At 72.1% G+C, this 23,742-nt stretch carries 20 protein-coding genes; 13 read left to right on the plus strand and 7 right to left on the minus strand.

Annotated features, from left to right (window positions below; genetic code table 11):
- Positions 1 to 115: 115 nt before the first annotated feature.
- From kbpA to ACZ7HQ_RS19930, 3 genes are all read left to right on the plus strand, one after another.
- Positions 116 to 868, plus strand: coding sequence for an AfsK-binding protein KbpA (kbpA, locus tag ACZ7HQ_RS19920; protein ID WP_470991234.1), 753 nt, complete (start codon positions 116 to 118; stop codon positions 866 to 868).
- A 178-nt stretch (positions 869 to 1,046) separates the two neighbouring features.
- Positions 1,047 to 3,404: a protein serine/threonine kinase AfsK gene (gene afsK, locus ACZ7HQ_RS19925; RefSeq protein ID WP_470991236.1), complete on the plus strand. Its 2,358-nt coding sequence runs from the start codon at positions 1,047 to 1,049 to the stop codon at positions 3,402 to 3,404.
- 133 nt (positions 3,405 to 3,537) lie between these two features.
- Complete coding sequence (locus ACZ7HQ_RS19930) at positions 3,538 to 4,110, plus strand: hypothetical protein (RefSeq protein WP_470991238.1); 573 nt, start codon at positions 3,538 to 3,540, stop codon at positions 4,108 to 4,110.
- A gap of 127 nt (positions 4,111 to 4,237) precedes the next feature.
- Here ACZ7HQ_RS19930 and ACZ7HQ_RS19935 read toward each other — a convergent pair whose 3' ends face one another.
- From ACZ7HQ_RS19935 to ACZ7HQ_RS19945, 3 genes are read right to left on the minus strand one after another with little or no spacing between them, the layout of a single operon-like run.
- Positions 4,238 to 5,011: an enoyl-CoA hydratase/isomerase family protein gene (locus ACZ7HQ_RS19935; RefSeq protein WP_470991240.1), complete on the minus strand. Its 774-nt coding sequence runs from the start codon at positions 5,009 to 5,011 to the stop codon at positions 4,238 to 4,240.
- On the minus strand, positions 5,008 to 5,418 hold the full coding sequence (locus ACZ7HQ_RS19940) for a Zn-ribbon domain-containing OB-fold protein (protein WP_470991242.1): 411 nt from the start codon (positions 5,416 to 5,418) through the stop codon (positions 5,008 to 5,010). The genes ACZ7HQ_RS19935 and ACZ7HQ_RS19940 overlap by 4 nt, the downstream gene beginning before the upstream one ends.
- Before the next feature lie 10 nt (positions 5,419 to 5,428).
- Positions 5,429 to 6,583: a lipid-transfer protein gene (locus ACZ7HQ_RS19945; protein WP_470991244.1), complete on the minus strand. Its 1,155-nt coding sequence runs from the start codon at positions 6,581 to 6,583 to the stop codon at positions 5,429 to 5,431.
- 87 nt (positions 6,584 to 6,670) lie between these two features.
- Here ACZ7HQ_RS19945 and ACZ7HQ_RS19950 point away from each other — a divergent pair, with 87 nt between their 5' ends.
- Positions 6,671 to 8,278: a FadD3 family acyl-CoA ligase gene (locus ACZ7HQ_RS19950; protein WP_470991246.1), complete on the plus strand. Its 1,608-nt coding sequence runs from the start codon at positions 6,671 to 6,673 to the stop codon at positions 8,276 to 8,278.
- 270 nt (positions 8,279 to 8,548) lie between these two features.
- Here ACZ7HQ_RS19950 and ACZ7HQ_RS19955 read toward each other — a convergent pair whose 3' ends face one another.
- From ACZ7HQ_RS19955 to afsR, 3 genes are all read right to left on the minus strand, one after another.
- Positions 8,549 to 9,484 (minus strand): hypothetical protein, encoded by a 936-nt coding sequence (locus ACZ7HQ_RS19955; protein ID WP_470991248.1) that lies wholly within the window; start codon positions 9,482 to 9,484, stop codon positions 8,549 to 8,551.
- Positions 9,485 to 9,714: 230 nt separating this feature from the next.
- Positions 9,715 to 9,924 carry a hypothetical protein gene (locus ACZ7HQ_RS19960; RefSeq protein WP_470991250.1) on the minus strand — a complete coding sequence of 70 codons (210 nt, stop codon included), beginning with the start codon at positions 9,922 to 9,924 and terminating at the stop codon, positions 9,715 to 9,717.
- A 204-nt stretch (positions 9,925 to 10,128) separates the two neighbouring features.
- Positions 10,129 to 13,095 carry an SARP-family global regulator AfsR gene (gene afsR / locus ACZ7HQ_RS19965; RefSeq protein ID WP_470991252.1) on the minus strand — a complete coding sequence of 989 codons (2,967 nt, stop codon included), beginning with the start codon at positions 13,093 to 13,095 and terminating at the stop codon, positions 10,129 to 10,131.
- Positions 13,096 to 13,284: 189 nt separating this feature from the next.
- Between afsR and ACZ7HQ_RS19970 the strand changes: the two genes are divergently transcribed.
- From ACZ7HQ_RS19970 to ACZ7HQ_RS19995, 6 genes are all read left to right on the plus strand, one after another.
- Entirely contained in the window at positions 13,285 to 14,508 is a 1,224-nt protein-coding gene (locus ACZ7HQ_RS19970; protein ID WP_470991254.1) for an amidohydrolase family protein, read from the plus strand.
- A 5-nt stretch (positions 14,509 to 14,513) separates the two neighbouring features.
- Positions 14,514 to 15,431 (plus strand): LLM class F420-dependent oxidoreductase, encoded by a 918-nt coding sequence (locus tag ACZ7HQ_RS19975; protein ID WP_470992232.1) that lies wholly within the window; start codon positions 14,514 to 14,516, stop codon positions 15,429 to 15,431.
- A gap of 10 nt (positions 15,432 to 15,441) precedes the next feature.
- Positions 15,442 to 16,212, plus strand: a complete 771-nt coding sequence (locus tag ACZ7HQ_RS19980; protein WP_470991256.1) for an SDR family NAD(P)-dependent oxidoreductase — start codon at positions 15,442 to 15,444, stop codon at positions 16,210 to 16,212.
- Between the two features lie 99 nt (positions 16,213 to 16,311).
- Positions 16,312 to 17,436: an LLM class flavin-dependent oxidoreductase gene (locus ACZ7HQ_RS19985; RefSeq protein ID WP_470991258.1), complete on the plus strand. Its 1,125-nt coding sequence runs from the start codon at positions 16,312 to 16,314 to the stop codon at positions 17,434 to 17,436.
- A gap of 119 nt (positions 17,437 to 17,555) precedes the next feature.
- A complete protein-coding gene (locus ACZ7HQ_RS19990) occupies positions 17,556 to 19,286 on the plus strand; it encodes an N-acyl-D-amino-acid deacylase family protein (RefSeq protein WP_470991260.1) in 1,731 nt (576 codons plus the stop codon).
- Positions 19,283 to 20,734, plus strand: a complete 1,452-nt coding sequence (locus ACZ7HQ_RS19995) for an aldehyde dehydrogenase family protein (RefSeq protein ID WP_470991262.1) — start codon at positions 19,283 to 19,285, stop codon at positions 20,732 to 20,734. The genes ACZ7HQ_RS19990 and ACZ7HQ_RS19995 overlap by 4 nt, the downstream gene beginning before the upstream one ends.
- Before the next feature lie 25 nt (positions 20,735 to 20,759).
- Here the strand turns inward: ACZ7HQ_RS19995 and ACZ7HQ_RS20000 are convergent, their stop codons facing one another.
- Positions 20,760 to 21,155, minus strand: coding sequence for a nitroreductase/quinone reductase family protein (locus tag ACZ7HQ_RS20000; protein ID WP_470991264.1), 396 nt, complete (start codon positions 21,153 to 21,155; stop codon positions 20,760 to 20,762).
- A gap of 145 nt (positions 21,156 to 21,300) precedes the next feature.
- Between ACZ7HQ_RS20000 and ACZ7HQ_RS20005 the strand changes: the two genes are divergently transcribed.
- The 3 genes from ACZ7HQ_RS20005 to ACZ7HQ_RS20015 all read left to right on the plus strand — a co-directional run bounded on the left by ACZ7HQ_RS20005 (position 21,301) and on the right by ACZ7HQ_RS20015 (position 23,732).
- Positions 21,301 to 21,678 (plus strand): hypothetical protein, encoded by a 378-nt coding sequence (locus ACZ7HQ_RS20005; RefSeq protein WP_470991266.1) that lies wholly within the window; start codon positions 21,301 to 21,303, stop codon positions 21,676 to 21,678.
- Between the two features lie 310 nt (positions 21,679 to 21,988).
- Positions 21,989 to 23,254: a peptidoglycan-binding protein gene (locus ACZ7HQ_RS20010; protein ID WP_470991268.1), complete on the plus strand. Its 1,266-nt coding sequence runs from the start codon at positions 21,989 to 21,991 to the stop codon at positions 23,252 to 23,254.
- Entirely contained in the window at positions 23,208 to 23,732 is a 525-nt protein-coding gene (locus ACZ7HQ_RS20015; RefSeq protein WP_470991270.1) for a protease inhibitor I42 family protein, read from the plus strand. The genes ACZ7HQ_RS20010 and ACZ7HQ_RS20015 overlap by 47 nt, the downstream gene beginning before the upstream one ends.
- Positions 23,733 to 23,742: the final 10 nt, after the last annotated feature.

Below are 23,742 nucleotides of genomic sequence, written 5' to 3' on the forward strand. Positions count from 1 at the left end.
GCTTACCGAGGGGTGATCGGAGCGCGATTCGGCCGACTGCAAATGGGGTGCATGGGTGCGCTGAGGGTGGTGTGCCTGGTCTGCGGGGTGCGCGCGGCCCGGTTACTTTGACGACATGGCCGAAAACAGGGCATCCGGGAATGAAGAGGCCGAAGAGGCGGGAGAGGTGTACGGGGAGGGTGTGCCCTGCTGGGTGGACGCCCAGCTCGCCGACGTCGAGGCCGGCAAGCGGTTCTACGGTGAGCTCTTCGGGTGGACCTTCGAGGCCGCCTACGGCTCCTCGGTGTGGGCCCTGCTGGAGGGGGCGCCGGTCGCCTCGCTGGCCCCCAAGATCGACGGCCGTATGCCCACCGTCTGGACGGTGTCCTTCGCGACCCCGGACGCCGAGGCCCTCGGCCGGCGGATCACCGCGGCCGGCGGGCAGGTGGTCATGGCCCCGTTCCCGGTGGGCGACCTCGGGATCGCCGCCCTCGCCACCGACCCCGAGGGTGCGGTGTTCGGCCTGTGGCAGCCTGGGCGCCACCGCGGCTTCGGCCGTCGGCACGAGCCCGGCACCTTCGTCTGGGCCGAGCTGTACGCCCGCGACACCGCCGCCGCCAACGCCTTCTACGGCGGCCTCTTCCACGACGCCCTCTTCGGCGCCGGCGCCGAACCCGACTTCGGCCGCGCCGACGTCACCGAGGTGTTCGCGGCCGAGATGCCCCCGCACCTCCTCGCCCACTTCGGGGTCGCGGACCTCGACGCCGGCGTAGGAGCCGTACAGCGGCTCGGCGGCCGGGTGCAGGCGCCACCCTTTGAGACGTCGTACGGGCACGTGGCCGTCGTCACCGACAATCAGGGGGCGTCGTTCGCACTACTGCAGCGCTGATTCGTCCGCTTTGGACGGATTAATGGGGAGACACCCCTATTCTCACCCGGTTCGCAACCAGCCGCCCGGCCAGGAAGAATCAGGGTGCGTGCCGCCACGGCGGTGCGGTGGTGAGACGCTGCACTTCGGTCGCGTACATATGTGGGTGGCGCGGCTCGTACGGGGAGGTGGCAGGCAAGTGGTGGATCAGCTGACGCAGCACGATCCGCGGCGGATCGGGCCGTTCGAGGTGCTGGGCCGGCTGGGCGCCGGCGGCATGGGGCTGGTCTATCTCGCGCGCTCGGCGTCCGGCCGGCGCGTCGCGATCAAGACGGTGCGCACCGAGCTGGCCGAGGACCAGCTGTTCCGCGTCCGCTTCACCCGCGAGGTGGAGGCGGCCCGGGCGGTCTCCGGCTTCTACACGGCGGCCGTGGTCGACGCCGACCCGCGCGCCGCCGTGCCCTGGCTCGCGACCGCGTACGTGCCCGCGCCCTCCCTCGAGGAGATAGTGAACGACTGCGGGCCGCTCCCGGCCCAGGCCGTGCGCTGGCTCGCGGCGGGCGTGGCCGAAGCCCTCCAGTCCATCCACGGCGCGGGGCTGGTCCACCGCGACCTGAAGCCGTCCAACGTACTCGTGGTCGAGGACGGACCCCGGGTGATCGACTTCGGTATCGCATCCGGCGTCTCGAACACCCGCCTGACCATGACGAACGTCGCCGTCGGCACCCCCGCCTACATGTCCCCGGAGCAGGCCAAGGACTCCCGGAGCGTCACCGGCGCCAGCGATGTCTTCTCCCTCGGCTCCATGCTGGTCTTCGCGGCCACCGGTCACCCGCCCTTCCACGGCGCCAACCCGGTCGAGACCGTCTTCATGCTGTTGCGGGAGGGCCCGGACCTCACCGGTCTGCCCGACGAGCTGCGCCCGCTCATCGAGGTCTGCATGCAGATGGAGGCCTCCGCGCGGCCCAGCCCGGCCGACCTGCAGGCCCAGCTGGCGCCCCATCTCTTCGGCTCCGGCTCCGACGACAGCGGCACCGCCTCCGCCTGGCTGCCGGAGAAGGCGGTCGCCCTCATCGAGGCCCGCCGCGGCGGGCGCCCCGCCGTCAAGCCGGCCCCGGTCGCGACCGGCGGCCCGAGCGGAGGCCCGCGCAGCGGCGGCCGCTCCGCCGTGCCCCCGCCGCCCCCGTACGATCCGCCCGTCCCCGTCGGCACCCCCGACAACGGACCGGTCCGGCTGGCCGGCGCCCAGGTGCCCATCGGCCCCGGCCCGCGCGTCGCCGACGCCCGCGCCGCCGCCGTCAAGGCACCCCCGCCGGAGGCCGGCCTGGTCGCCAGCTGGTCCCGCCCGCGCCCCGGCGTCGCCGGCGTCGACCCTGCCGTGGTCCCTGCCGTACCGGCCGCCCCGCCCCAGCCGCCGGAGACGGCGAGCGGCTGGCGGCCCTGGCGGTTCCGCATGTCCAACGAGGTCTGGGGCACCCCCGCCGTCGACGGCGACCTGGTCTACGTCACCTCCTTCGAGGTGCACGCCCTGGACGTGGGCACCGGCCGCCGCCGTTTCAAGACGAGGGACGTGGCCTGGTCGATGGCCGTGGCGGACGGCCGCGTCCACGCCTCCGACGGCCCGACCCTGTTCGCCCTGGACGCCCGCGAGGGCACCGACCTGTGGCGGCTGTCCACGGACGCCTGGGTGTACTCCCTCAAGGCCGACCGCGGCACGGTCGTCACCGGCACCCGGGGCGGCGGCGTGCAGGCCTGGGAGGCGTCGGGCGGCCAGAAACTGTGGGAGATCAGCGGCTGCCAGACCGACTTCGAGTCCCCCGAGGCCGGACCGCTCGTGCACGACGGCACGGTCTACGTCTGGCAGGACGCCCGGCTGCGCGCCCTCGAGGCCCGCACCGGTGAGGAGCGCTGGTCGTACCCGGTGGGCGACGCCGCGTCCTGCGGCGGTGTGCCCGTCCGCCTCGCCCCGGCGCCCGACGGCTACGTCTACGTCTCGGCCGGCACCCGCGTCCTCGCCATCGAGGCGGCCAGCGGCATGGTGCGCTGGCACTTCGAGGCGCCCGCGGTCTTCCTCTGCCCGCCCGCCTTCACCCCCGGCCCCGCGGTGACGGGCGGCGGCGTGTACCTCGCCGACTACCTCGGCACGGTCTACGCCCTCGACGCCACCGACGGCCGGGACCGCTGGCGCATCGCCACCGAGGCCCGCTCCTCCGTCGAGCCGGTACTCGTGGCGGCCGGGCACGTCCATGTCGGCAGCGGCAAGGGCCTGTACACCCTGGACGCGGTCACGGGCACGCCCAAGTGGCGCTTCCAGGCGGGCGGTGACGTGGTGGGCGCGCCCGCGGTGGCCGAGGGCCGCATCCACTTCGGCTCCACGGACCACCTCCTGTACACGCTGAAGGCCGACGACGGCCGGCTGAGGTGGAAGCTGGCGACGGGCGGCGAGATCACCGGGTCCCCTGTCGTCAAGGACGGCGTGGTGTACGCGTGCAGCAAGGACCGGTGCGTGTACGCGCTGGACGCGGAGAAGGGCACGGGGACGGCGCGGACCGCATAGCCGGGGCGGGCGTGACGGCCGTCGTACCGGTGTGTCACGGAAGGGCTCCAGACGGCGGCCGTCCCAGGGCTGACGCTACCCCCGGCGCACAGCGGCCGCCAGGCGGTGTCGCCCGGTCGGTAAGGTCATGTGCATGCCCATGTCGACACGGACGCGCACGCTCAGGTTCACGGCCGTACTGACCCTCGTGGTCCTCAGCCTGACCGGCTTCTCCAGCGGACGGCACCACAGCCGCCACGGCGGCTCGGGCGGCGGGGGCGGGTGCAGCAGCTCCCACCAGGACCACGACACCTCCACGTCGTCCGGCTCGGGGGGCGGGTCGTACGACGAGGACAGCGCGGGCGGTACGACGGGCAGCGCGAGCGGCGGCACCCGCCACCGCCGGCCCACGCACCGCCCCACCCCCACGCCGTCCGGCACCGGCAGCGGCACCCCTCTGGTGGACGGCACGACGCGGCTGATCAGCTGCGCGACCGAGCAGAAGCCGTACGCGACGGTGCGGGTCACCAACCCGAACGGCCGCCGGGCCGGCTTCGACGTCCAGGTCACCTTCATGGCCGACAGCACGTCCATGCTCACCTCGCGGCACACGCGGGTCTCCGTACCGGCCCACGGCACGAACACGGCCAGGGTCCCGTTCGACAAGAGCAACCTCGACCTGCTCGACCACTGCGAGGCGGACCCGAGGGCCCGGCTCGGCCATTAGGGCCTGTCCGGCGGATCATGCCGGAGTCGCGGGGCATGGCACGCTCGACCGCGCCGACACGGCACCGTTGCCCGGAGCCGGCCTGATCCGCCGGACAGGCCCTGGGCCCCGATCCGCCGGACAGTCCCTAGCGCAGCCGGAACTCCCTGTGCCTCCCCGTGAACAGCTCCGCCTGCCGCTCGGCCGGCAGGTTGCCGAGGGCGACGAGATGCGGGGCCTGGGCGAACGCCTGGGCCAGAGCGGCCTCCCTGGCCGCCCACAGCGCCCGCACCGTCCCCTGCACCCCCTGCGCCGGATACCCGGCGATGACGGTGGCGCAGCGCACGGCGGCCGCCAACGCCCCGCCCTCCTCGGTGACTTCGGAGACCAGTCCGATCTCGTGGGCCCGCCGGGCGGACATCCGCTCGGCGGTCCCCATGAGCATCGTCCGGGCCGCCTCCCCGTACGGCATCCGAGCGGCCATCAGCATCGACTCATAGGCGCTGACCATGCCGTACGAGGTGTGCGGATCGAAGAACACGGCCGTCGGGTCGGCGACGACGAACTCGCACTCGCCCAGCAGATAGAAGGCACCCCCGCACGCCATCCCCCGCACGGCGGCCACCACCGGCTTCCACAGGTCGTTCGCCTTGGGCCCGATCCGCAGCAGCGGATCGTCCTGCGAGTACGGCGACGAGGGCTGCGGCACGACGACGTCCCGGTCGATCCCCGTGCAAAAGGCCCGCTCCCCGCTCCCGGTGAGCACGACGGCCCGCACCCCGTCGTCGAACCGCAACCGCCCCCAGACCGCCGTGAGTTCCTCCACCATCTCCAGATCGACGGAGTTGAGCCGTTCGGGCCGCTCCAGCGTGACGACGGCGACCCCGCTGTCCTTGTCGGCGTCGACCCGTACCGTGCTCACGCGAGCACCCACTGCGGCAGCCCGTCGTCACGGAAGACGACCTGCACCCGGGCACCGACCCTGAGGCGCCTGGGATCAAGCGAGTCGAGGCGTGCTCCGGCGTGGCTGACCACATGGCCGACCAGCCGGATCCGCGGGTGCTCCGCCAGTTCCACCACGACGACGTTGTACGGCGCCTGCTCGGCGTAGTCGGGCAGCAGCGGAGGATGCGGCACGACGTACGACCAGATCCGGCCGCGCCCGTCGGTGAGCCGCCACTCGCTCGCGAAGGACTGGCAGTGCGGGCAGCAGGGGCGGGGCGGGAAGCGGGGCTCGTGGCAGTCGCGGCAGGCCTGGACGCGCAGCTCACCGCGGGCGGCGTACTCCCAGAAGGGGGCGCCGTCGGTGTCGGTGACGGGGGTCAGCATGATCAGCTCCTCAGTTCCTCAGAAGCAGGGCGGAGGTGGGCACGCCCTCGCCGGCCGTGACCAGACAGGTGGCGGCGCCGGGCACCTGGGCGGTGCTGGTCCCGCGCAGCTGCCTCACCCCTTCGTTGATGAGGTTGAAGCCGTGCACATAGGCCTCGCTGAGCCCGCCGCCGCTGGTGTTGAGGGGCAGCCGCCCCCCGGTCTCCAGGGCCCCGCCCTCCGTGAAGGCGCCCCCTTCCCCGCGCCCGCAGAAGCCGTACCCCTCCAGCGAGAGCGGGACGAGGGCGGTGAAGGCGTCGTAGATCTGCGCCACGTCGACGTCCTCCGGCGTGAAGTCGGCGTGCTTCCACAGATGCCGGGCGGCGGTCCAGGCGGGGCCGGTGAGGGGGTCGTCGTTCCAGTAGTTGACCATGCCGTGGTGTTGGGCGGGCAGCCCCTGGGCGGCCGAGTGGACGTACACGGGTCTGGTGCGGCAGTCCCGGGCACGCTCCTTGGACACCAGGACACAGGCGAGGGCCCCGTCCGTCTCCAGGCAGTTGTCGAAGAGGCAGAGCGGCTCGCTGATCCAGCGGGAGGTCATGTACATCTCGCGGGTGAGCGGCCGTTCGTACATGACGGCGGCCGGGTTCTGGTTGGCCCGGTTCCGGCAGGCGAGGGCGATGTTGAACAGGTGGTCCCGGGTTGCCCCGTACTCATGCATGTAGCGACGGGTGAGCATGGCGATCTCGTCGGCGGGCCGGAGGAGCCCGAAGGGCCGGGTCCACTGGGCCGGAGTTGGCAGCTGCACGGTGGTGTTGGTCCAGGGCCGCGGCCCGCTGCCCCGCTTCCGTGACCGCCACGCCACCCCGACGGTGGCCTGCCCGCAGGCGATGGCGGCGGCGAGATGCGCGACGGTGGCACAGGACCCGCCACCCCCGTACCCCACCTTGCTGAAGAAGGTGAGGTCCCCGAACCCCACCGCCTTCGCCAGCTCCACCTCGTCCGTCTCCTCCATGGTGTAGGAGGCGAGTGCGTCCACCTCACCGGGCGCGATCCCCGCGTCGTCGAGCGCGGCGAGCACGGCCCGGCAGGCGAGCGTCTTCTCGTCCTCGGGCAGCTGCTTGGCGAACGCGGTCTGCCCGATCCCGACGACGGCGGTGGCGTCCTTCAGTCCGGCTGCTGCCATGGCGTCCCCCTCGTAGCGTCCTGACAGTACGTCAGATTACAGCTAATCTGACGGTCAGTCAGCAATGCGGTACGCAGGGGGCCTGTGATGAGCGACTGGGACACCATCCCTGATCTGGTCCGGTGGTCGGCCGAGCGGTACGCGGACAAGGAGGCGGTGGTCGAGGGCCGCACCAGGGTCACGTACGCCGAACTGGGCGCGCGGGTGGAGCGCGCGGCGGCGGCCTGCCTGGCGAGCGGACTGAAGGCCGGCGACCGGGTCGCCGTCTGGGCCCCCAACTCCCTGGACTGGATCGTCTCCGCCCTGGGCGCGGTCACGGCGGGCGGGGTCCTCGTCCCGCTGAACACCCGCTTCAAGGGCGCCGAGGCGGCGGACGTACTGCGCCGCAGCGGGGCCCGTCTGCTCTTCGTCACGGGCACGTTCCTGGGCACGTCGTACGTGGCGAGCCTGCGCAGGGCGGCGGGGGAGGGGGCTCCCGGACTCCCGGACGCCCGGGGCCCGCTGCCCGGCCTGCCGGAACTGGAGGAGGTGGTGGTCCTGTCGGAGGACGCACCGCCGGACTTCCGCACGTGGAAGGACTTCCTGGCGGCGGGGGAGGGGGTCCCTCCGTCCGAAGTGGACGCCAGACGCCGGAAGTTGGAGGGCGGGGCGCTCTCCGACATCATCTACACGTCGGGTACGACCGGCCGCCCCAAGGGCGCGATGATCACCCACGCCCAGACCCTCCGGGCCTACGAGATCTGGGCCGGCCTGGCAGGACTCCGGCCCGACGACCGCTACCTGATCGTCAACCCCTTCTTCCACACCTTCGGCTACAAGGCCGGGGTGATCGCCTGCCTGATGCGCGGGGCGACGATGATCCCGCAACCGGTGTTCAACGTGGAGACGGCACTGGCGAACATCGCGGCGGAACGTGTCTCGGTCCTCCCCGGCCCACCCACCCTGCACCAGCAACTCCTGGACCACCCGAGCCGTGACGCCCACGACCTGTCGGCACTCCGGCTGGTGGTGACGGGCGCCGCTGTCGTGCCGCTGCTCCTGGTGGAACGCCTGCGCGGTGAACTGGGCGTGGACACGGTCCTCACGGCGTACGGCCTCTCGGAGGCGAGCGGCATCGTCACGATGTGCCGGCGCGGAGACGCCCCGTCGGTCATCGCGTCCACCTCCGGCCGGGCGATCCCGGGAACGGAGCTACGGCTGGTGGACACCACGGGCACGCCGGTCGGCCCCGGTGAGGCGGGCGAGATCCTGGTCCGCGGCTTCAACGTCATGCGCGGCTACTACGACGACCCGGCGGCGACGGCCGAGGCGATCTCCCCGGAGGGCTGGCTCCGCACCGGCGACGTGGGCGTCCTGGACGAGCTGGGCAACCTGCGCATCACGGACCGCATCAAGGACATGTTCATCGTCGGCGGCTTCAACGCCTACCCGGCAGAGATAGAGCAACTGCTCGGCACCCACCCGGACGTGTCCGACGTGGCGGTGATCGGCGTCCCCGACCCCCGCCTCGGCGAGGTCGCCAGGGCGTACGTGGTCCGCAGACCGGGCTCGATCCTCACGTCGGACGACCTGATCGCCTGGTCCCGCCGCGAGATGGCGAACTACAAGGTGCCGAGAACGGTGGAGTTCGTGGGGGAGCTGCCTCGCAACGCGAGCGGGAAGGTGGTGAAGGGGGTTTTGCGGGGGAGAGGGTGAAGGGGAGGGCGGGGTGCTGGACCGAGGCGGCGTTGACGGGGTGCTGTGGGGGCCGCCACACCAGCCCCAGGGGCACGGCAAGCCGAGCAATTGGCAGACTTGGGCCAGCCTGCGAGAGCTGACCCGCCGTCCATTGAGGACGAGAGCGCCCAAAGATGCCAACCTCCGCCGTCCCGCCTTCGGGGCCCTCAGCTGCCAGGACCCCGCGCCGCCAGGCCGACCTTCGAGAGCTGCGATCCCCCCAACCAGCCGACCGGGCGGGACCTGCGGTCACGGGGAATCGCCGGCCAGAGCAGCCAGGGTGGCCCTGATCTCCTCGGCCATGTACTCAGGGCGGTGGAAAACGTCCTCGGCGCTGAAGCGCAGGAGGCTGCGGATCTCCGGACACCTCAGGATCTGGTTGAAGCGGGCGACGTCCCTTCGATGGGCGTCCCGAGTTCCGTGGTAGGCGTACCCCTCGATCTCCACCGCCAGCCCCGCCGCCCGGAACAGGAAGTCGACGACGCGGCGACTGCCGTCGGGGGTGCATAGCTCCGCCTGGCTCTCGGGGCGCAGATCGGCGTCGTACATGCGCAGTCGGGCAACCGTCTCGGCGGGGGAATCGGCGAGCGGGTCGGCCAGGAGCAGCCAGTTCCGGGCTCGGACCGACCCTTGCAAGGTCGTCTCAAGCGCCGCAGCGATCTCGTCCAGCTTGGTGAGCGGTGCGCGACGGACCCGCCCGGCCCTGCGGTACGTCAGCGCCGAGTCCACGGCGACGATCGCCTCGTCCCTGGGGCCGCGCCGGAGCAGGTCGGCGAGCGTGCGGGTGGGGCTGGTGAGCCGTAACCCCTGCCGTTCCACCACGTCCCTCGGGCTGAGCGGTATCCGGTGTACGTGCACGCCGTCGCTCACACCCCGGATGGTGAGCCGCGGGTCGATGAACTCCAGCGGCCCCTTGCGGCTGCCCCCGAGCATCTCGACCCGCCAGAGGGCAGCCGCTGAACCGTGGCTCACGATCAGCCGGGGTTCGCGGAGCAGCACGGCGCGGAGGTGAGTGAGCAGGTCCGGGTCCCGCCCCGGCTCGGCCCAGGCGCCCTGCCGCAGCCGGGTCCAGCCCTCTGCCCGCAGCACACGTGTGAGGCTTCGCCGGGGCCAGCCGGCCTCCACGGCACGTGAGGTGAGCAGCACACCCCGGTCCGCCAGCGCCCTCAACTCCGTCCGCTTCACCCGGGCAAGATCGCAGAATCCACGACTTGCCGCATGGCCTGTGGATAACCGGGCGGGGTCAGCCCTTGAGGCTGGAGTACGGGTCCGCCCTGGGGCCTTCTTCGAGCGGAGGGCAAGACGGTGTGGTGCGCGCTCGGCGTTCACAGAACCTGACTGCCCCTGGACACACCTCGGCCGCGACGGCTCCCCCTCGGCGCCGTCGCGGCCGGTCCCCCGTCGTGAGTGAGGTCTTACGCCTTCTCGGAGCCGGCGTGGTTCTCCGCGGGCTTCAGGATGTCCCCCGCCACCAGGCCGGCGTGGTTCTCGAGCGGCTTGATGGTCTCGCTGCCCGTCGTGCTGCCGGCGTGGTTCTCCAGGGGCTTGGTGGTGGAGCCGTCGTCCGGGTTGCCGGCGTGGTTCTCCAGGGTGGTGATCTCGTTCTTCTTCGAGGTCTCGCTCATCGTCGGCAACTTTCTGTCCGCGTCCTGAAAGGGTGTTTGATCCGTCCGGCGACTCCCCCGAGGGCCGCCGGACGGAATTCGAGGCCGTCACCCTAACGGTGAGACCAAGTGCCGTCTCGTCTGGCCCCCCGCCGCGACGAACCGGCACTCATGAGGATGGCGAGTGGCGATAAACAAACAATGAACGTCACGCCTGGCGGTTCGTCAGGCCGCGGTGGCCGGTGCGAGGAGTGCCCTCACCTGTTCCGCCTCAGCGGCACCTGACCGCTCATGCTCGACGAGAGCTTCACGCCAGCACGCGCGTGCGCGGTCCGTTTGACCTAGGCGGTTGAGCGCTTGCCCCAGCGTCGTCAGCACGTTGGCTCGCATCCAATCACCTCCGATGACCTGAAGGGCGAGAGCCTGCTCGGCGTGGCGTGCCGCCAGGGCGTACTGGCCGGACGCCAGGTGTGCCTCGGAGATACGGAAGTTGGCAGTCCCCTCCCAGAGGCGCTGCCTGTTCTCCTGGAACAGCCGGAGTGCCTCGTGCAGTTGCTCCAGCGCCTCGGTGCCACGACCCGCGGCGTTCAGCGCGATTCCCAGAGCGAGCCGGGCGTTTGCGACGCGCAGCGTCAGACCCAACTGGTCGTAGATGGCCAGCCCCTGCCTCGCGAGCTCCACAGCGCCTTCCAGCCGCCCGAGTTTGACGTAGATACGGGACAGATTGCACAAGGCGCTGGCTTCACCCGGCAGATTCCCGTCGGCACGGTAGTTGGTGATCGCCTCTTGCAGGTGCCGTTCGCCGTCGTCGTTCCGGCCCTGGTAGAGGGCGATGATCCCGCGGTCGTTGGGGGCCCAGCATCGGGGTGCGAGATCGCCCGCGGTCTGTGCCAGCAGGATGGCCAGCCGGGCTTCCTCGTCGGCCTGGCCGAATTTGTCGGAGACCAGCAGTGCGTTCGTCAGCGCCGTACGCGCACGGCCCTCCGCCCGTTGGTCGCCCGCGTCACGGGCCGTGTCCCGCACGGCGACAGCGGTCGTTTCGTACTGGTGGGAGTTCGCGCCGGATTCAGTCAGGTCCTTGGCCACCCACAGCAGATCAACAGACCGCCTCAGCATTCCCTGCCCGGCGCTCTGGCGAACACAGGCCAGCAGGCAGTCGCCCTCGGCGTGCAGCCAGTCGACAGCGGCCTTGGAATCGGCGAAGGACAGGCCGGGGTGCTGCGTGGGCTCGAGGTGGTCCACCAGCCGGTCCCCCGGCCGCTCGATCGCATAGACCCCCGCCGCCGTAGCCAGATAGAAGTCCAGCAGCCGGGACATCGCGGCCTCCCGTTCGCTGGGCGGCTGTTCGTCCCGTTCCGCGCACGCACGCGCGTAGAGCCGGACCAGGTCGTGGAAGCGGTAGCGGCCCGGTGCTGCGGATTCCAGCAGGGACGTGTCCACCAGGGATTCGAGGAGGTCCTCCGTCTCCTCCACCGGGAGGTCCAGGACCGCTGCCGCGGCCGCCAGGGAGATGTCCGGGCCGTCGGCCAGGCCGAGCAGCCGGAACGCCCTCGCCTGGGGCGGCTCCAGCTGGCCGTAGCCGAGCTCGAAGGTGGCCTTGACCGCCAGGTCACCGGCCTGCAGTTCGTCCAGGCGGCGGCGCTCGTCCGCGAGCTTCGCCGCCAGGACCGAGACCGTCCAGGTGCGGCGGGCGGCGAGCCGGGAGGCCGCGATGCGGATCGCCAGCGGGAGGAAGCCGCAGGCCGCGACGACGTCCAGGGCGGACTCACGCTCCGCCGCCACCCGCTCCTCGCCCACGATCCTCGTGAAGAGGGCGAGGGCCTCCTCCGGGGACATCACGTCCAGGTCCACCAGGTGGGCCCCGGCCAGGTCGACCATGCGGACCCGGGAGGTCACGAGTGCCGCGCAGCCCTCCGTGCCGGGGAGCAGCGGGCGTACCTGTGCCGCGTCCTTCGCGTTGTCCAGCAGCACCAGGACCCGGCGGTCGTCCAGGACCGAGCGGTACAGGGCCGCCCGTTCGTCCAGGGAGTCGGGGATCGCCGAGTCCGCCGTGCCCAGGGCGCGCAGGAAGGAGCCGAGGACGGTCTCGGGCTCCGCCGGGCGGGGGCCTGCGCCCTGCAGGTCGACGTACAGCTGGCCGTCGGGGAAGACCGCCCGTGCCCGGTGGGCCACGTGCACCGCCAGGGTCGTCTTGCCGACGCCGCCGATGCCGGCCAGTGCCGAGACCGCCATCACCCGGCCCCCGGCGTCCGGGGACGCCGACGCCAGCACCTCGCTCAGTTCGGACACGAGGGACGAGCGGCCCGTGAAGTCGGTGACCGAGGCGGGGAGCTGGGCCGGGCGGACCGGGACCGACGCGGGTTCCGTCGCCGGGGCCGACGGCTCCGCCAGCGCCGGGTCGGCCTGGAGGATGCGTTGCTGCAGTTCCCGCAGGCCCGGGCGCGGGTCCACGCCCAGTTCCTCGGCCAGGAGGCGGCGGGTGTCGGCGTAGACCGCCAGCGCCTCCGCCTGCCTCCCGCTCCTGTACAGCGCCAGCATCAGCAGCTCGCGCAGCCGTTCCCGGAGCGGGTGCGCCGCCGTGAGCGCCGTCAGTTCCGACACCGCCTCCGCGTGGCAGCCCTGTTCCAGGTCCATGTCCAGGCGGGACTCCAGCAGGCCGAGGCGCCACTCCTCCAGGCGGACCCGCTGGGCCTCGGCGTACGGGCCGGGGACGCCGGCCAGGGCCTCGCCGTCCCAGAGGGAGAGGGCCCGGTTCAGCAGCTCCCGGGCCCGGCACAGGTCGCCGGCCGCCCGTGCCTTCTCCGTCTGTGCCGCCAGGTCCTGCGCGACCGCCAGGTCCAGCGCGCCCTCGCCCGGTGAACGCACCGCGTAGCCGCCGGACTCGCTGACCAGCACACCGGGGTCCAGGATCTTCCGCAACCTGGACGCGTACGTACGCACCGCCGCCAGCGCCTGCGACGGGGGTTCGCTGCCCCACACCGCGTCGATCAGCTCCGGTGCCGTCGCCGTACGGCCCTCGCGCAGCAGCAGGGCGGCCAGCAGGGCGCGCTGCTGGGGGGAGCCCGTGCTGAGCTGCTCCTCACCGCGCCAGGCCCGCACCGGACCGAGCACGCCGAACCGCAGCGCCTCCTGGCCCGTGACGGTCACGGAGCCGGGACGCCGCTGCTCAGGCACTCGCGGCCCACCATCCATGCGTTCGTCCCCCTCGGCATCACGAACAACCCCGTCAGTTTGCCTTGTTCGGGCCGGTTCCGTCAGCCGGGGGAGGCGTCGATCACAGGGCGGCGCTTCGCGGTACACAAACCCCTCACACCCTCTTCGCAAGCCATCGGCCCGGCAGCAGTAGCTGACGGGTCGTCAGATCGGCGCTACCGTGAGGCCATGGAGACCACACAGTTCCCGCTGATCATCTCCGTCGACGACCACACCGTGGAGCCCGCCACCGTCTGGCAGGACCGGTTGCCGGGGAAGTACCTCGACGTCGGGCCCCGGATCGTGCGCGCTCCGCTGCAGGAGATGACCTTCCTGGGCGGGCGGTTCAAACCGGTGATGGGCGCACCCGGCAGCAGCGACGGGCCCGTCGGTGACTGGTGGGTGTACGAGGACCTCCAGCGGCCCCTCACCCGGCTCGACACCGCCGTCGGGTGCGCCAGGGACGAGGTCAAGCTGGAGGTCATCACCTACGAGCAGATGCGGGCGGGGTCGTACGACGTGACCGCCCGGCTCGCCGACATGGACGTCAACCACGTCCAGTCCGCGCTCTGCTTCCCCACCTTCCCCCGCTTCTGCGGCCAGACCTTCACGGAGGCGGCGGACAAGGACCTCGCGCTGCTCTGTGTCCGCGCCTACAACGACTGGATGGTGGAGGAGTGGTGCGGGCCGGACGCGCACGGCCGGCTCATACCGCTCACCCTCATTCCCCTCTGGGACGCCGAGCTGGCCGCGGCCGAGGTGCGGCGCAACGCCGAGCGTGGCGTGCGGGCCGTCGCCTTCTCCGAGATACCGCCGCACCTGGGCCTGCCCTCCGTCCACACCGACGACTGGGACCCGTTCCTCGCGGCCTGCGACGAGACCGGCACGGTCGTCGCCATGCACATCGGCTCCAGCAGCCGGATGCCCTCCACCTCCGCCGACGCCCCTCCCGCCGTCGGCTCCACCATCACCTTCGCCAACTGCTGCTTCTCGATGGTCGACTGGCTGATGAGCGGGAAGTTCGAGCGGTTCCCGAACCTCAGGGTCATGTACGCCGAGGGGCAGATCGGGTGGATTCCGTACATCCTCGAACGGGCCGACGTGGTGTGGGAGGAGAACCGGGGGTGGGGCGGGGTCGCCGGCAAGGTCACCCGGCCGCCGTCCGAGCTGTTCGCCGGGCACGTCTACGGCTGCTTCTTCGACGACGCCTTCGGGCTCAGGAGCCTGGACGCCATCGGGGTCGGCAACGTCCTGTACGAGACCGACTACCCGCACTCCGACTCCACCTGGCCGAAGTCCCGCGAGGTCGGCGAGGCGCAGATGGGACATCTGGCCGGGGACGTGGTCGAGCGGATCGTGCGCGGGAACGCCATCGAGCTGCTGGGGCTCACCCCGGAAGGGCTGTGGCGGTGAGCACCCTGGCGTACGGCATCCAGCTGCCCGTCCAGGCGCAGAGCGCCCTGTTCGCGGAGGGCTGGGAGGCCGGGGCCGGGCCCGCGGACCTGGTGGCCGTCGCCCGGGCCGTGGAGGGTGCCGGGTTCGACTATCTCGCCTGCTGCGACCACGTGGCCGTGCCGCGCCGGCTCGCCCCGGCCATGGGGACGGTCTGGTACGACCCCGTCGCCACCCTCGCCCACCTCGCCGCCGTGACCGAGCGCGTCCGGCTGCTCAGCCATGTGGCCGTGGTGGGGCTGCGGCACCCCCTCGTCACCGCCAAGCAGTACGCCACCCTCGACCACCTCTCCGGCGGCCGGCTGGTCCTCGGGGTCGGGGCCGGGCACGTGCGGGAGGAGTTCGAGGTGCTCGGGGCCGACTTCGAGCGGCGGGGGGCCGTGCTGGACGAGGTGGTCGACGCGCTGCGGGCCGCGCTCGGTCCGGAGGAGTTCCCCGAGCACCACGGGAAGGCCTACGACTTCGCCGGGCTCGGCCAGCGGCCCCGGCCCGCACAGGCCTGTGTCCCGCTCTGGGTCGGCGGCTCCTCTCCCGCCGCCGTGCGCCGGGCCGCGCTGAAGGGCGACGGCTGGCTGCCGCAGGGGGATCCGCGGGACCGGTTGCCCGCCCAGATCGCCCGACTGCGGCAGCTGCGTGAACAGGCCGGGGTCGAGGCGCCGTTCACCGTGGGCGCGATCGCCGAGCCGCTGTACGTCGGGCGGGCCGGCTGGGACGTCGGGCGGCGGACCCTCACCGGGCCGCCGGAGGAGATCGCCGAGTCGCTGCGGGCCTACCGGGCGATGGGCGTGGACCAGGTCCAGGTGCGGTTCCGCAGCCGGAGCCGGGCCGAACTCGTCGAGCAGATCGGGCTGTTCGGGGCGGAGGTCGCGCCCCGGCTGAACTGAGGAGGAGTCCATGGGCAAGCTGGACGGGCGGGTCGTCATCGTCACCGGGGCGGCGCGCGGACAGGGCGAGCAGGAGGCGCGGCTGTTCCGGGCGGAGGGCGCGCGGGTGGTCGTCGCCGATGTGCTGGACGACCAGGGGGAGGCCCTGGCCAAGGAGATAGGCGCGCTGTACGTCCATCTCGACGTCGGCACCGAGGAGGGCTGGCGGGAAGCGGTCGGAGTCGTCAAGGAGGCGTACGGGCGCGTCGACGGGCTGGTGAACAACGCGGGCATCCTGCGGTTCAACGCCCTCGTGGACACCCCGCTGGACGAGTTCATGCAGGTCGTACAGGTCAACCAGGTCGGCTGTTTCCTGGGGATGAAGGCGGTGGTGCCACAGATGGCCGACGGGGGGACCATCGTGAACACCGCCTCCTACACGGCCATGACCGGCATGGCGGCCGTGGGGACCTATGCCGCCACCAAGCACGCCGTGCTGGGGCTGACCCGGGTGGCCGCGCTGGAGCTGGCCGGGCGGGGGATCCGCGTGAACGCGATCTGCCCGGGCGCCATCGACACCCCGATGTCCAACCCGGCCCGGCTGGACCCGGACGCCGACCCGGAGGAGATGAGCCGGGCGCTGGACGAGCTGTACCGCAAGCTCGTGCCGCTCGGGCGGGTCGGGCGGCCGGAGGAGGTGGCCCGGCTGGCGCTGTTCCTCACCTCGCAGGATTCGTCGTACATCACCGGGCAGCCGTTCGTGATCGACGGCGGTTGGCTCGCGGGCGTCTCCGTCATCTGACTCATCGTCAGCTATTGACGCTCCTGGTCCTCGGTGCGACAGTCGGCCGACAGACGATATCTGACGAGGCGTCAGAAAAGCTGGGGAAGGTGAACCGCCTTGGAATTCGGGCTCTTTGTACAGGGATACGTGGGCAAGCGCGCCGAGACCGACCCGCTGGCCGAGCACAAGGCGCTGATGGAGGAGACCGAGTACGTCATCCAGGCGGACAAGTCCGGCTTCAAGTACGCCTGGGCCTCCGAGCACCACTTCCTGGAGGAGTACTCGCACCTGTCGGCCAACGACGTGTTCCTGGGGTACCTGGCGCACGCCACGGAGCGGATCCATCTGGGATCGGGGATCTTCAACCCCCTGGCCCAGGTCAACCACCCGGTGAAGGTCGCCGAGAAGGTCGCCATGCTGGACCACCTCAGCGAGGGGCGCTTCGAGTTCGGCAGCGGACGGGGCGCCGGCAGCCACGAGATCCTCGGGTTCATACCGGGTGTGACCGACATGAACTACACCAAGGAGATCTGGGAGGAGACGATCGCCGAGTTCCCGAAGATGTGGCTCCAGGACGAGTACGCCGGCTTCCAGGGCAAGCACTGGCAGCTGCCGCCGCGCAAGGTCCTGCCCAAGCCGTACGGGAAGTCGCACCCGGCGATGTGGTACGCGGCCGGGTCGCCGCCGTCGTACGCCATGGCCGCGAAGAAGGGGCTCGGTGTGCTCGGCTTCAGCATCCAGAAGGTCTCCGACATGGAGTGGGTGCTGGAGCAGTACAAGACGGCGGTCGTGAACGCGGAGCCGGCGGGGGACTTCGTCAACGACAACGTGATGGTGACGACGACCGCGATCTGTGCGCCGACGCACGCGGAGGCGATCGAGATCGCGGTCAACGGAGGGCTGCACTATCTGCCCTCGCTGGTCTTCCGGTACCACGACACCTTCCCCCGGCCCGAGGGCTTCCCCGTGTGGCCGGAGACGCTGCCCCGGTACACGCCGGAGTTCGTGGAGCTGCTCGTCGAGGAGGAGCTGCTGATCTGCGGCGATCCGGACGAGGTGCTGCGGCAGTGCAAGCGGTGGGAGCAGGCGGGGGCGGACCAGCTGAGCTTCGGGTTGCCGGTCGGAGTGCCGAAGGAGGAGACGCTGCAGACGATCCGGCTGATCGGGGAGCACGTGATTCCCAGGATCGACACGGATCCGGTCCACCGGACTTCGCGGTTCCGGGCAGCGGTCGCCTCGTAAGCGCCGCTGCGGGGCGCGGGTTGTGCGTGGCTGGTCGTGCCCGCGCGGCGGAGCCGCACATCGATACAGCCCCGCGCCCCTCAGGCAGGCATCCCGCACGTGTCTCAAGGAGTTGCCGCATGTTTGATCACGTCATCCGCGGGGCGACCGTCGTCGACGGGACCGGTGCGCCCGCCCGCACCGCCGACGTCGGCGTACGGGACGGCCGTATCGCCCGCGTCGGCCGGATCACCGAAGCCTCCCGCACCACCGAGGACGCCGCCGGCCTCGTCCTCACCCCCGGCTTCGTCGACCCCCACACCCACTACGACGCCCAGCTCTTCTGGGACCCGTACGCCACCCCGTCCCTCAACCACGGGGTGACGACGGTCGCCGCCGGGAACTGCGGATTCACCCTCGCGCCGCTCAACCCCGCCCGTCCCGAGGACGCCGACTACACGCGCCGCATGATGTCCAAGGTGGAGGGGATGTCCCTGGTGGCGCTGGAGGAGGGGGCGCCCTGGAGCTGGCACTCCTTCGGGGAGTACCTGGACGCCCTGGAGGGGCGGATCGCCGTCAACGCGGGGTTCATGGTCGGGCACTGCGCCCTGCGGCGGCACGTGATGGGGCCGGACGCGGTCGGCGGGCAGCCCACCGAGGAGCAGCTGAACCGGATCGTGGGGCTGTTGCACGAGGCCATGGACGCCGGGGCCTGGGGGCTGTCCACCACCCAGTCGTCCACCCACTCCGACGGGGACGGGCGGCCCGTCGCCTCCCGGCACGCGCGGCCGGAGGAGCTGCTGGCCCTCTCCCGCGCCGTCGGCGAGCACGAGGGGACCCAGATCGAGGCGATCGTCGCCGGCTGCCTGGACCAGTTCGACGACGACGAGATCGACCTGCTCGTGGAGATGAGCGCGGTGGCCGGGCGGCCGCTCAACTGGAACGTGCTCACCGTCGACGCGGCCGTACCGGAGCGGGTGCCGCGGCAGCTCAGCGCGAGTGAGCGGGCCCGGAAGGCCGGCGGGCGGGTGGTGGCGCTCACCATGCCCATCCTCACGCCGATGAACATGTCCCTGGGCACGTTCTGCGCCCTCAACCTGATCCCGGGGTGGGGGCCGGTCCTCGGGCTGCCGGTGCCGGAGCGGATCGCCCGGCTGCGGGACCCCGCCGTGCGGGAGCAGATGCTGGGACGGGCCCGGTCGAAGGAGGCGGGCGTCTTCCGGCGGCTGGCGAACTTCGGCCGGTACGTCATCGGGGACACCTACAGCGAGGCCAACCACGGACTCACCGGCAGGGTGGTCGGGGACATCGCGGCCGAACGCGGGCAGGAGCCCTTCGCCTGTCTGGTGGAGATCTGCGCCAACGACGACCTCCGTACGGTGCTGTGGCCGATGCCCACCGACAACGACCCGGCGTCCTGGGCGCTGCGCGCCGAGACCTGGCAGCACGAGGACGTACTGCTCGGCGGCTCCGACGCGGGCGCGCACCTGGACCGCATGTGCGGGGCGCCGTACACCACCCGGTTCCTCGGGGACTGTCTGCGCGGCCGCAGGCTGGTCGGCCTGGAGCGTGCCGTGCAGATGCTGACCGACGATCCGGCGCGGCTGTTCGGGCTGCGGGAGCGCGGCCGGATCCAGGAGGGCTGGCATGCCGACCTGGTCCTCCTCGACCCGGAGCGGATCGACGCCGGGCAGGCGCGGCTGGTGCACGACCTGCCGGGTGACAGTCCCCGCCTGGACTCCCGGGCGATCGGGGTGCGGGCCGTGTGGGTCAACGGCGTCGAGGCGATCCGGGACGACGTGGTGACCGGGGCCGTACCGGGCCGGGTGCTGCGGTCGGGGACCGACACGCGGACGGTGAGCACCCGGTGAGCGACGCGCGGCGGCTGTTCGTCGGCGGGGCCTGGGTGGAGCCGGACGGCGGGCACTACCCGGTGACCGACCCGGCCACCGAGGAGACCGTCGGCTGGGCTCCGGAGGCCTCGCCGGAGCAGGCGCGGGCGGCCTGCGCGGCGGCCCGGGAGGCGCTCGGGGCGTGGTCGCGGACCCGGCCCGAGGAGCGGGCGGCGGTGCTGGGCCGGGCGGCCGGCATCATCCGTGACCGGATGGATCCGTACACCGAGCTGGCCCGCGCGGAGACCGGCGCTACCACCGGGACCGCCCGGGCGATGCAGGTCGGGGTGGCCGCCGCCCGGTTCCGCCGGTACGCGAGCGTGGAGCCCGCCGAGTGGGCGATCGCGCCGCAGATCAACGAGGCCGGGCCGATGGGGCGGGCCGCCGTGATGGGCGCCCTGGCGGTACGGCAGCCGGTCGGCGTCGTCACCTGCGTCACCTCCTACAACAACCCGTGGGCCAACCCGGCCGGCAAGGTCGCGCCCGCCCTCGCCATGGGCAACACGGTGGTCGTGAAGCCCGCCCCGCAGGATCCGCTGTCCGTGTACCGGATGGCGGAGGCGCTGCAGGCGGCCGGGGCACCGCCCGGGGTGGTGAACGTCGTCTCCGGGCGTTCCACGGAGGTCGGGGAGGCCGCCGTCGCGTCCCCCGACGTCGACATGGTCAGCTTCACCGGCTCCACGGCCGTCGGCCGGCGGATCGCCGAGGTGTGCGGGCGGGACATGAAACGCCAGCTGATGGAGCTGGGCGGCAAGGGCGCGGCGCTCGTGTTCGACGACGCGGACATGGCCTCCGCCGTCGCCGGTATCGGTACGACGTTCTCCTTCTACAGCGGGCAGATCTGCACGGCACCGACCCGGGTGCTGGCCCAGCGCGGCGTGTACGAGCGGCTGGTGGAGCAACTGGCGGCATACGCCCGCCGGTTGAAGGTCGGTGATCCCCGGGAGGCGGACACGGTCGTCGGGCCGGTGATCTCGGCCGAGCACCGGGCGCGGGTCGAGTCGTACGTCGAGCTCGGCCGGAAGGAGGGCGCGTCGGTGGTCACGGGCGGTGAACGGCCGCCGTGCGACAGCGGCTTCTATGTGGCGCCGACCCTCCTCGCCGACTGCACCAGCGACATGCGGGTGGTCCGGGAGGAGATCTTCGGGCCGGTCGTCGTGGTGGTCCCGTTCGACGACGAGGAGGAGGGGATCGCCCTCGCCAACGACTCCGAGTACGGCCTCATCGACTACGTCTGGTCCGGCGACGTGGCCCGGGCCTTCCGGGTGGCCCGTCAGCTGCGCGCCGGCGGCGTCGGCATCAACACCGTCGGCCGCAACATGGAGGCCCCGTTCGGCGGCTTCAAGAAGAGCGGCGTGGGCCGCGACGTGGGCTCGTACGCCCTGCACGCGTACAGCGAGGTGCAGGCGATCGTCTGGCCGGGGTGAGAGGAAAGGATCCCTCCAGGCCGGCTCAGACCTCCAGATCCACCCGCACCGTCAGCAGATCCGTGCCGAACGCCCGTACCGCCGCGCTGTTGAAGCGGGGCAGGGTGCGCAGGCGGGCCACCGGGTCGTCGTCGGGGAGGAGGTGGGCGGTGCCGTGGTGCCAGCGGCCGGCGACGCGGACGCGGACCCTCGGGTCGGCCTGGATGTTGCGGACGTACTGGGACTTGTGGCCGAACTCGGAGACCAGCCAGAAGGAGTCGCCGACCCTGCGGCCGCCCACCGGGGTCTGCCGGGGCAGGCCGGAACTGCGGCCCGTCGTCTCCAGAAGGGTCTGGAACGGCAGCCGCCGGTTGAGCGGGTTGGCGATGTGCCGCTGGAAGGCGGTCACCACGCGGTGCTTGCGGTCTGCGGGGGCTGACATGCTGGTCGCTCTCCTGGTGTGACGTCACGGCGGCGTGGCGGGGAGGGTGTGTCGGCTTGGTGCAGGGCCTGTGGCCCACGACTTTCCGCCAACTGTCGCGTGTTAGCCTCCCCCGCAGTTGTGATCATTGCAATGGGGGAGCCTGATGGGCGCGTCTTCGGACGGCTACACGGTGAAGTCCGGGATGTCCGGACAGGCGAACGAACTGGACGCCGCGGGCGACGACGCCGGGAAGATCCGCGAGGCCATCCAGCCCGGCATGTGCTACATGGACGACGCGCTCGGCGGCCCGGACGCCGCCGCGGCGTTCAACGCGTACGCCGCCGCCTGGGAGGCGGAGGTCAAGGCCCTGGAGTCGGCGCTGCACGAACTCGCCGGCAAGGTACGGCTGTCGAAGGGCGCGTACCACGGCAGCGACAGCCTCGTCGGCACGAGCGTCCACAGCGTGGCCGTCGGGGACAGCAACCTCATCAGCACCATGCCCGCCCACGCCGATCGCCCGTCGGCGCTGGCCGGTTACTGAGGGGGCCGGCGATGACCGAGTCCACGGGCGACCGCCGCACGCGGCTGGGCGAGCTGTGCAAGACGATTGCCGGCGCCGACAGCAAGAACGACCTGATCGACGCCATCAACGACGCGCTCGCCGTCTCCGCCCCGGTCGGCAACACGGCGACCCTGGAGTCCCTGGGCAAGCTGTACCAGAAGCAGGACCTGGAGGACCTCTACAAGCGCGTCGACCGGGTGGCCAAAAAAGGCCTGCCGGACGTCTGGGCCGGGAACACGAGTGTTCTCGCCTCGGACGCGGTGGCCGCCGCCGGCGGGCCGTCAACGCGGTGGACCGGGCCTGCTACGGCGGCGGACAGGCGCTGCTCACGTTCGCCGACGCCCTCAAGGACGCCCAGAGCCAGGACAGCGACGGACGGGAGACGCTGCGCGAGGCACTCGGGATACTCGGCAGCAAGGACGGCTGGTTCGACGACCTCTACGAGGACGACGACGAGGAGGCCGTCCGGCTGAAGGCCCGTTCCCTCGCCTCCCTGGGCGCCGACGACATGCACAAGGCCGCGATCGCCGCCGATGACGCTGCCCACGCCGTCGCCAGGGACCTGAACAGGTGGACCGCCGAGGCCCGCATGCGCAAGCTGGGCATCGGCAACCTGACCGCCGTCGACAAGCTGATACTGGCCGAGACCAGCTCCGTCGACGGCGACCCCGTGCTGAACGAGATCCTCACCGCGCACGACCTGGATCGCGCCGGCCGGCGCATGGACGGGCTGAGCGCCGCCGACCGGGCCGCCATGGACCGGATGCTGGCCGGGTCGGACAGCCCGCAGGAGCGGGCGTATCTGATGAAGGCCCTGGCCGCCGGGCACAGCGTGGCGGAGATCGAGCAGTTCCAGGGCAAGATCCAGGGCCACGACCCGGAGTGGCTGCGCAGGCATCTCACGCCGGTCGTCACCGAGGTGGACAGCATGGACGACGAGGGCCTGGCGTCCGACGGCTCCAACAACAACAAGGACTACGTCACCTTCGACGGGCAGCGGTGGATCCAGGGCGGCGACGGCAAGGAGGGCACCTGTGTGGCCTCGTCCACCGTCACCGCCCGCGCCATCGTCGACCCCCTCTACGCCCTCGGCCTGACGGGCGGCCCCAGCGGGCAGGAGGACGACGCCGGGGCCTTCAAGCGGCGCCTGGTGGCCGAACAGCACCGGCTGCACACGGAGGGCCACGGCGGCGACCACTGGGAGGGCATGGGCCCCGACGGGCAGGAGCACATCGACGACAGCACCATCGGCGCCGCCACCGGCGACGACTACCAGCGCCACGACCTGGGGGGCGCCGCCGACCGCAAGGCGGTGCTGACCGATGTCGAGAAGGCGGTCGCGGACGGCCGCCCGGTCCCCGTCGACGTCCAGGGCAAGGACGGCGCCCACGCGATGACCATCATCGCCCAGGAGGGCGACAAGCTGCAGGTCTACAACCCCTGGGGCACGACGACCTGGGTCAGCGAGAACGACTTCATCAACGGACACATGGGCAAGGCAGCGGACAGTGGACTCAACGACGCGTACAGCGTGTACATCCCGACGGCCAAGTAGGCGCAGCGTCCTGCGTCGGGGCAGGGCGGCGGGCGGCGCCGCCCTGGCGGTCGCGCTGCTCACGCTCGTCGCGGGCTGCGGGTCCGGCACCGACGAGCCCGCCACCGTCGCCCACCCCACCGGCAGCCCCCGCATCAGCGCGAAGGTCGGGGAGCGCTTCACGCTCACCGTCCACCAGAACGCCTCCACCCGTGAGCACTGGTACCTCTCCGACCCCAGGCCCGACGCCGCCGTGGTCCGCGAGCGCGAGCAGCACAGCACTCAGGGCTCCCGCGCCAAGCACATGGACGGCGCCGGCAGCAGCCTCACCTTCACCTTCGAGGCCACCGGCAAGGGCAGCACCCGGATCGTGCTGACCCACTGCACGTTCGCCACCACCTGCGACGAGGACGGCGGCGGCACCCCGGCGCCGGCGTCGACCGCACCGTACCGGCAGTCCGCGCCGGAGCGCGTCACCTACACCGTCACCGTCCGCTGAGCCGGCCGAC

Source organism: Streptomyces sp. NPDC037290, assembly GCF_055603245.1.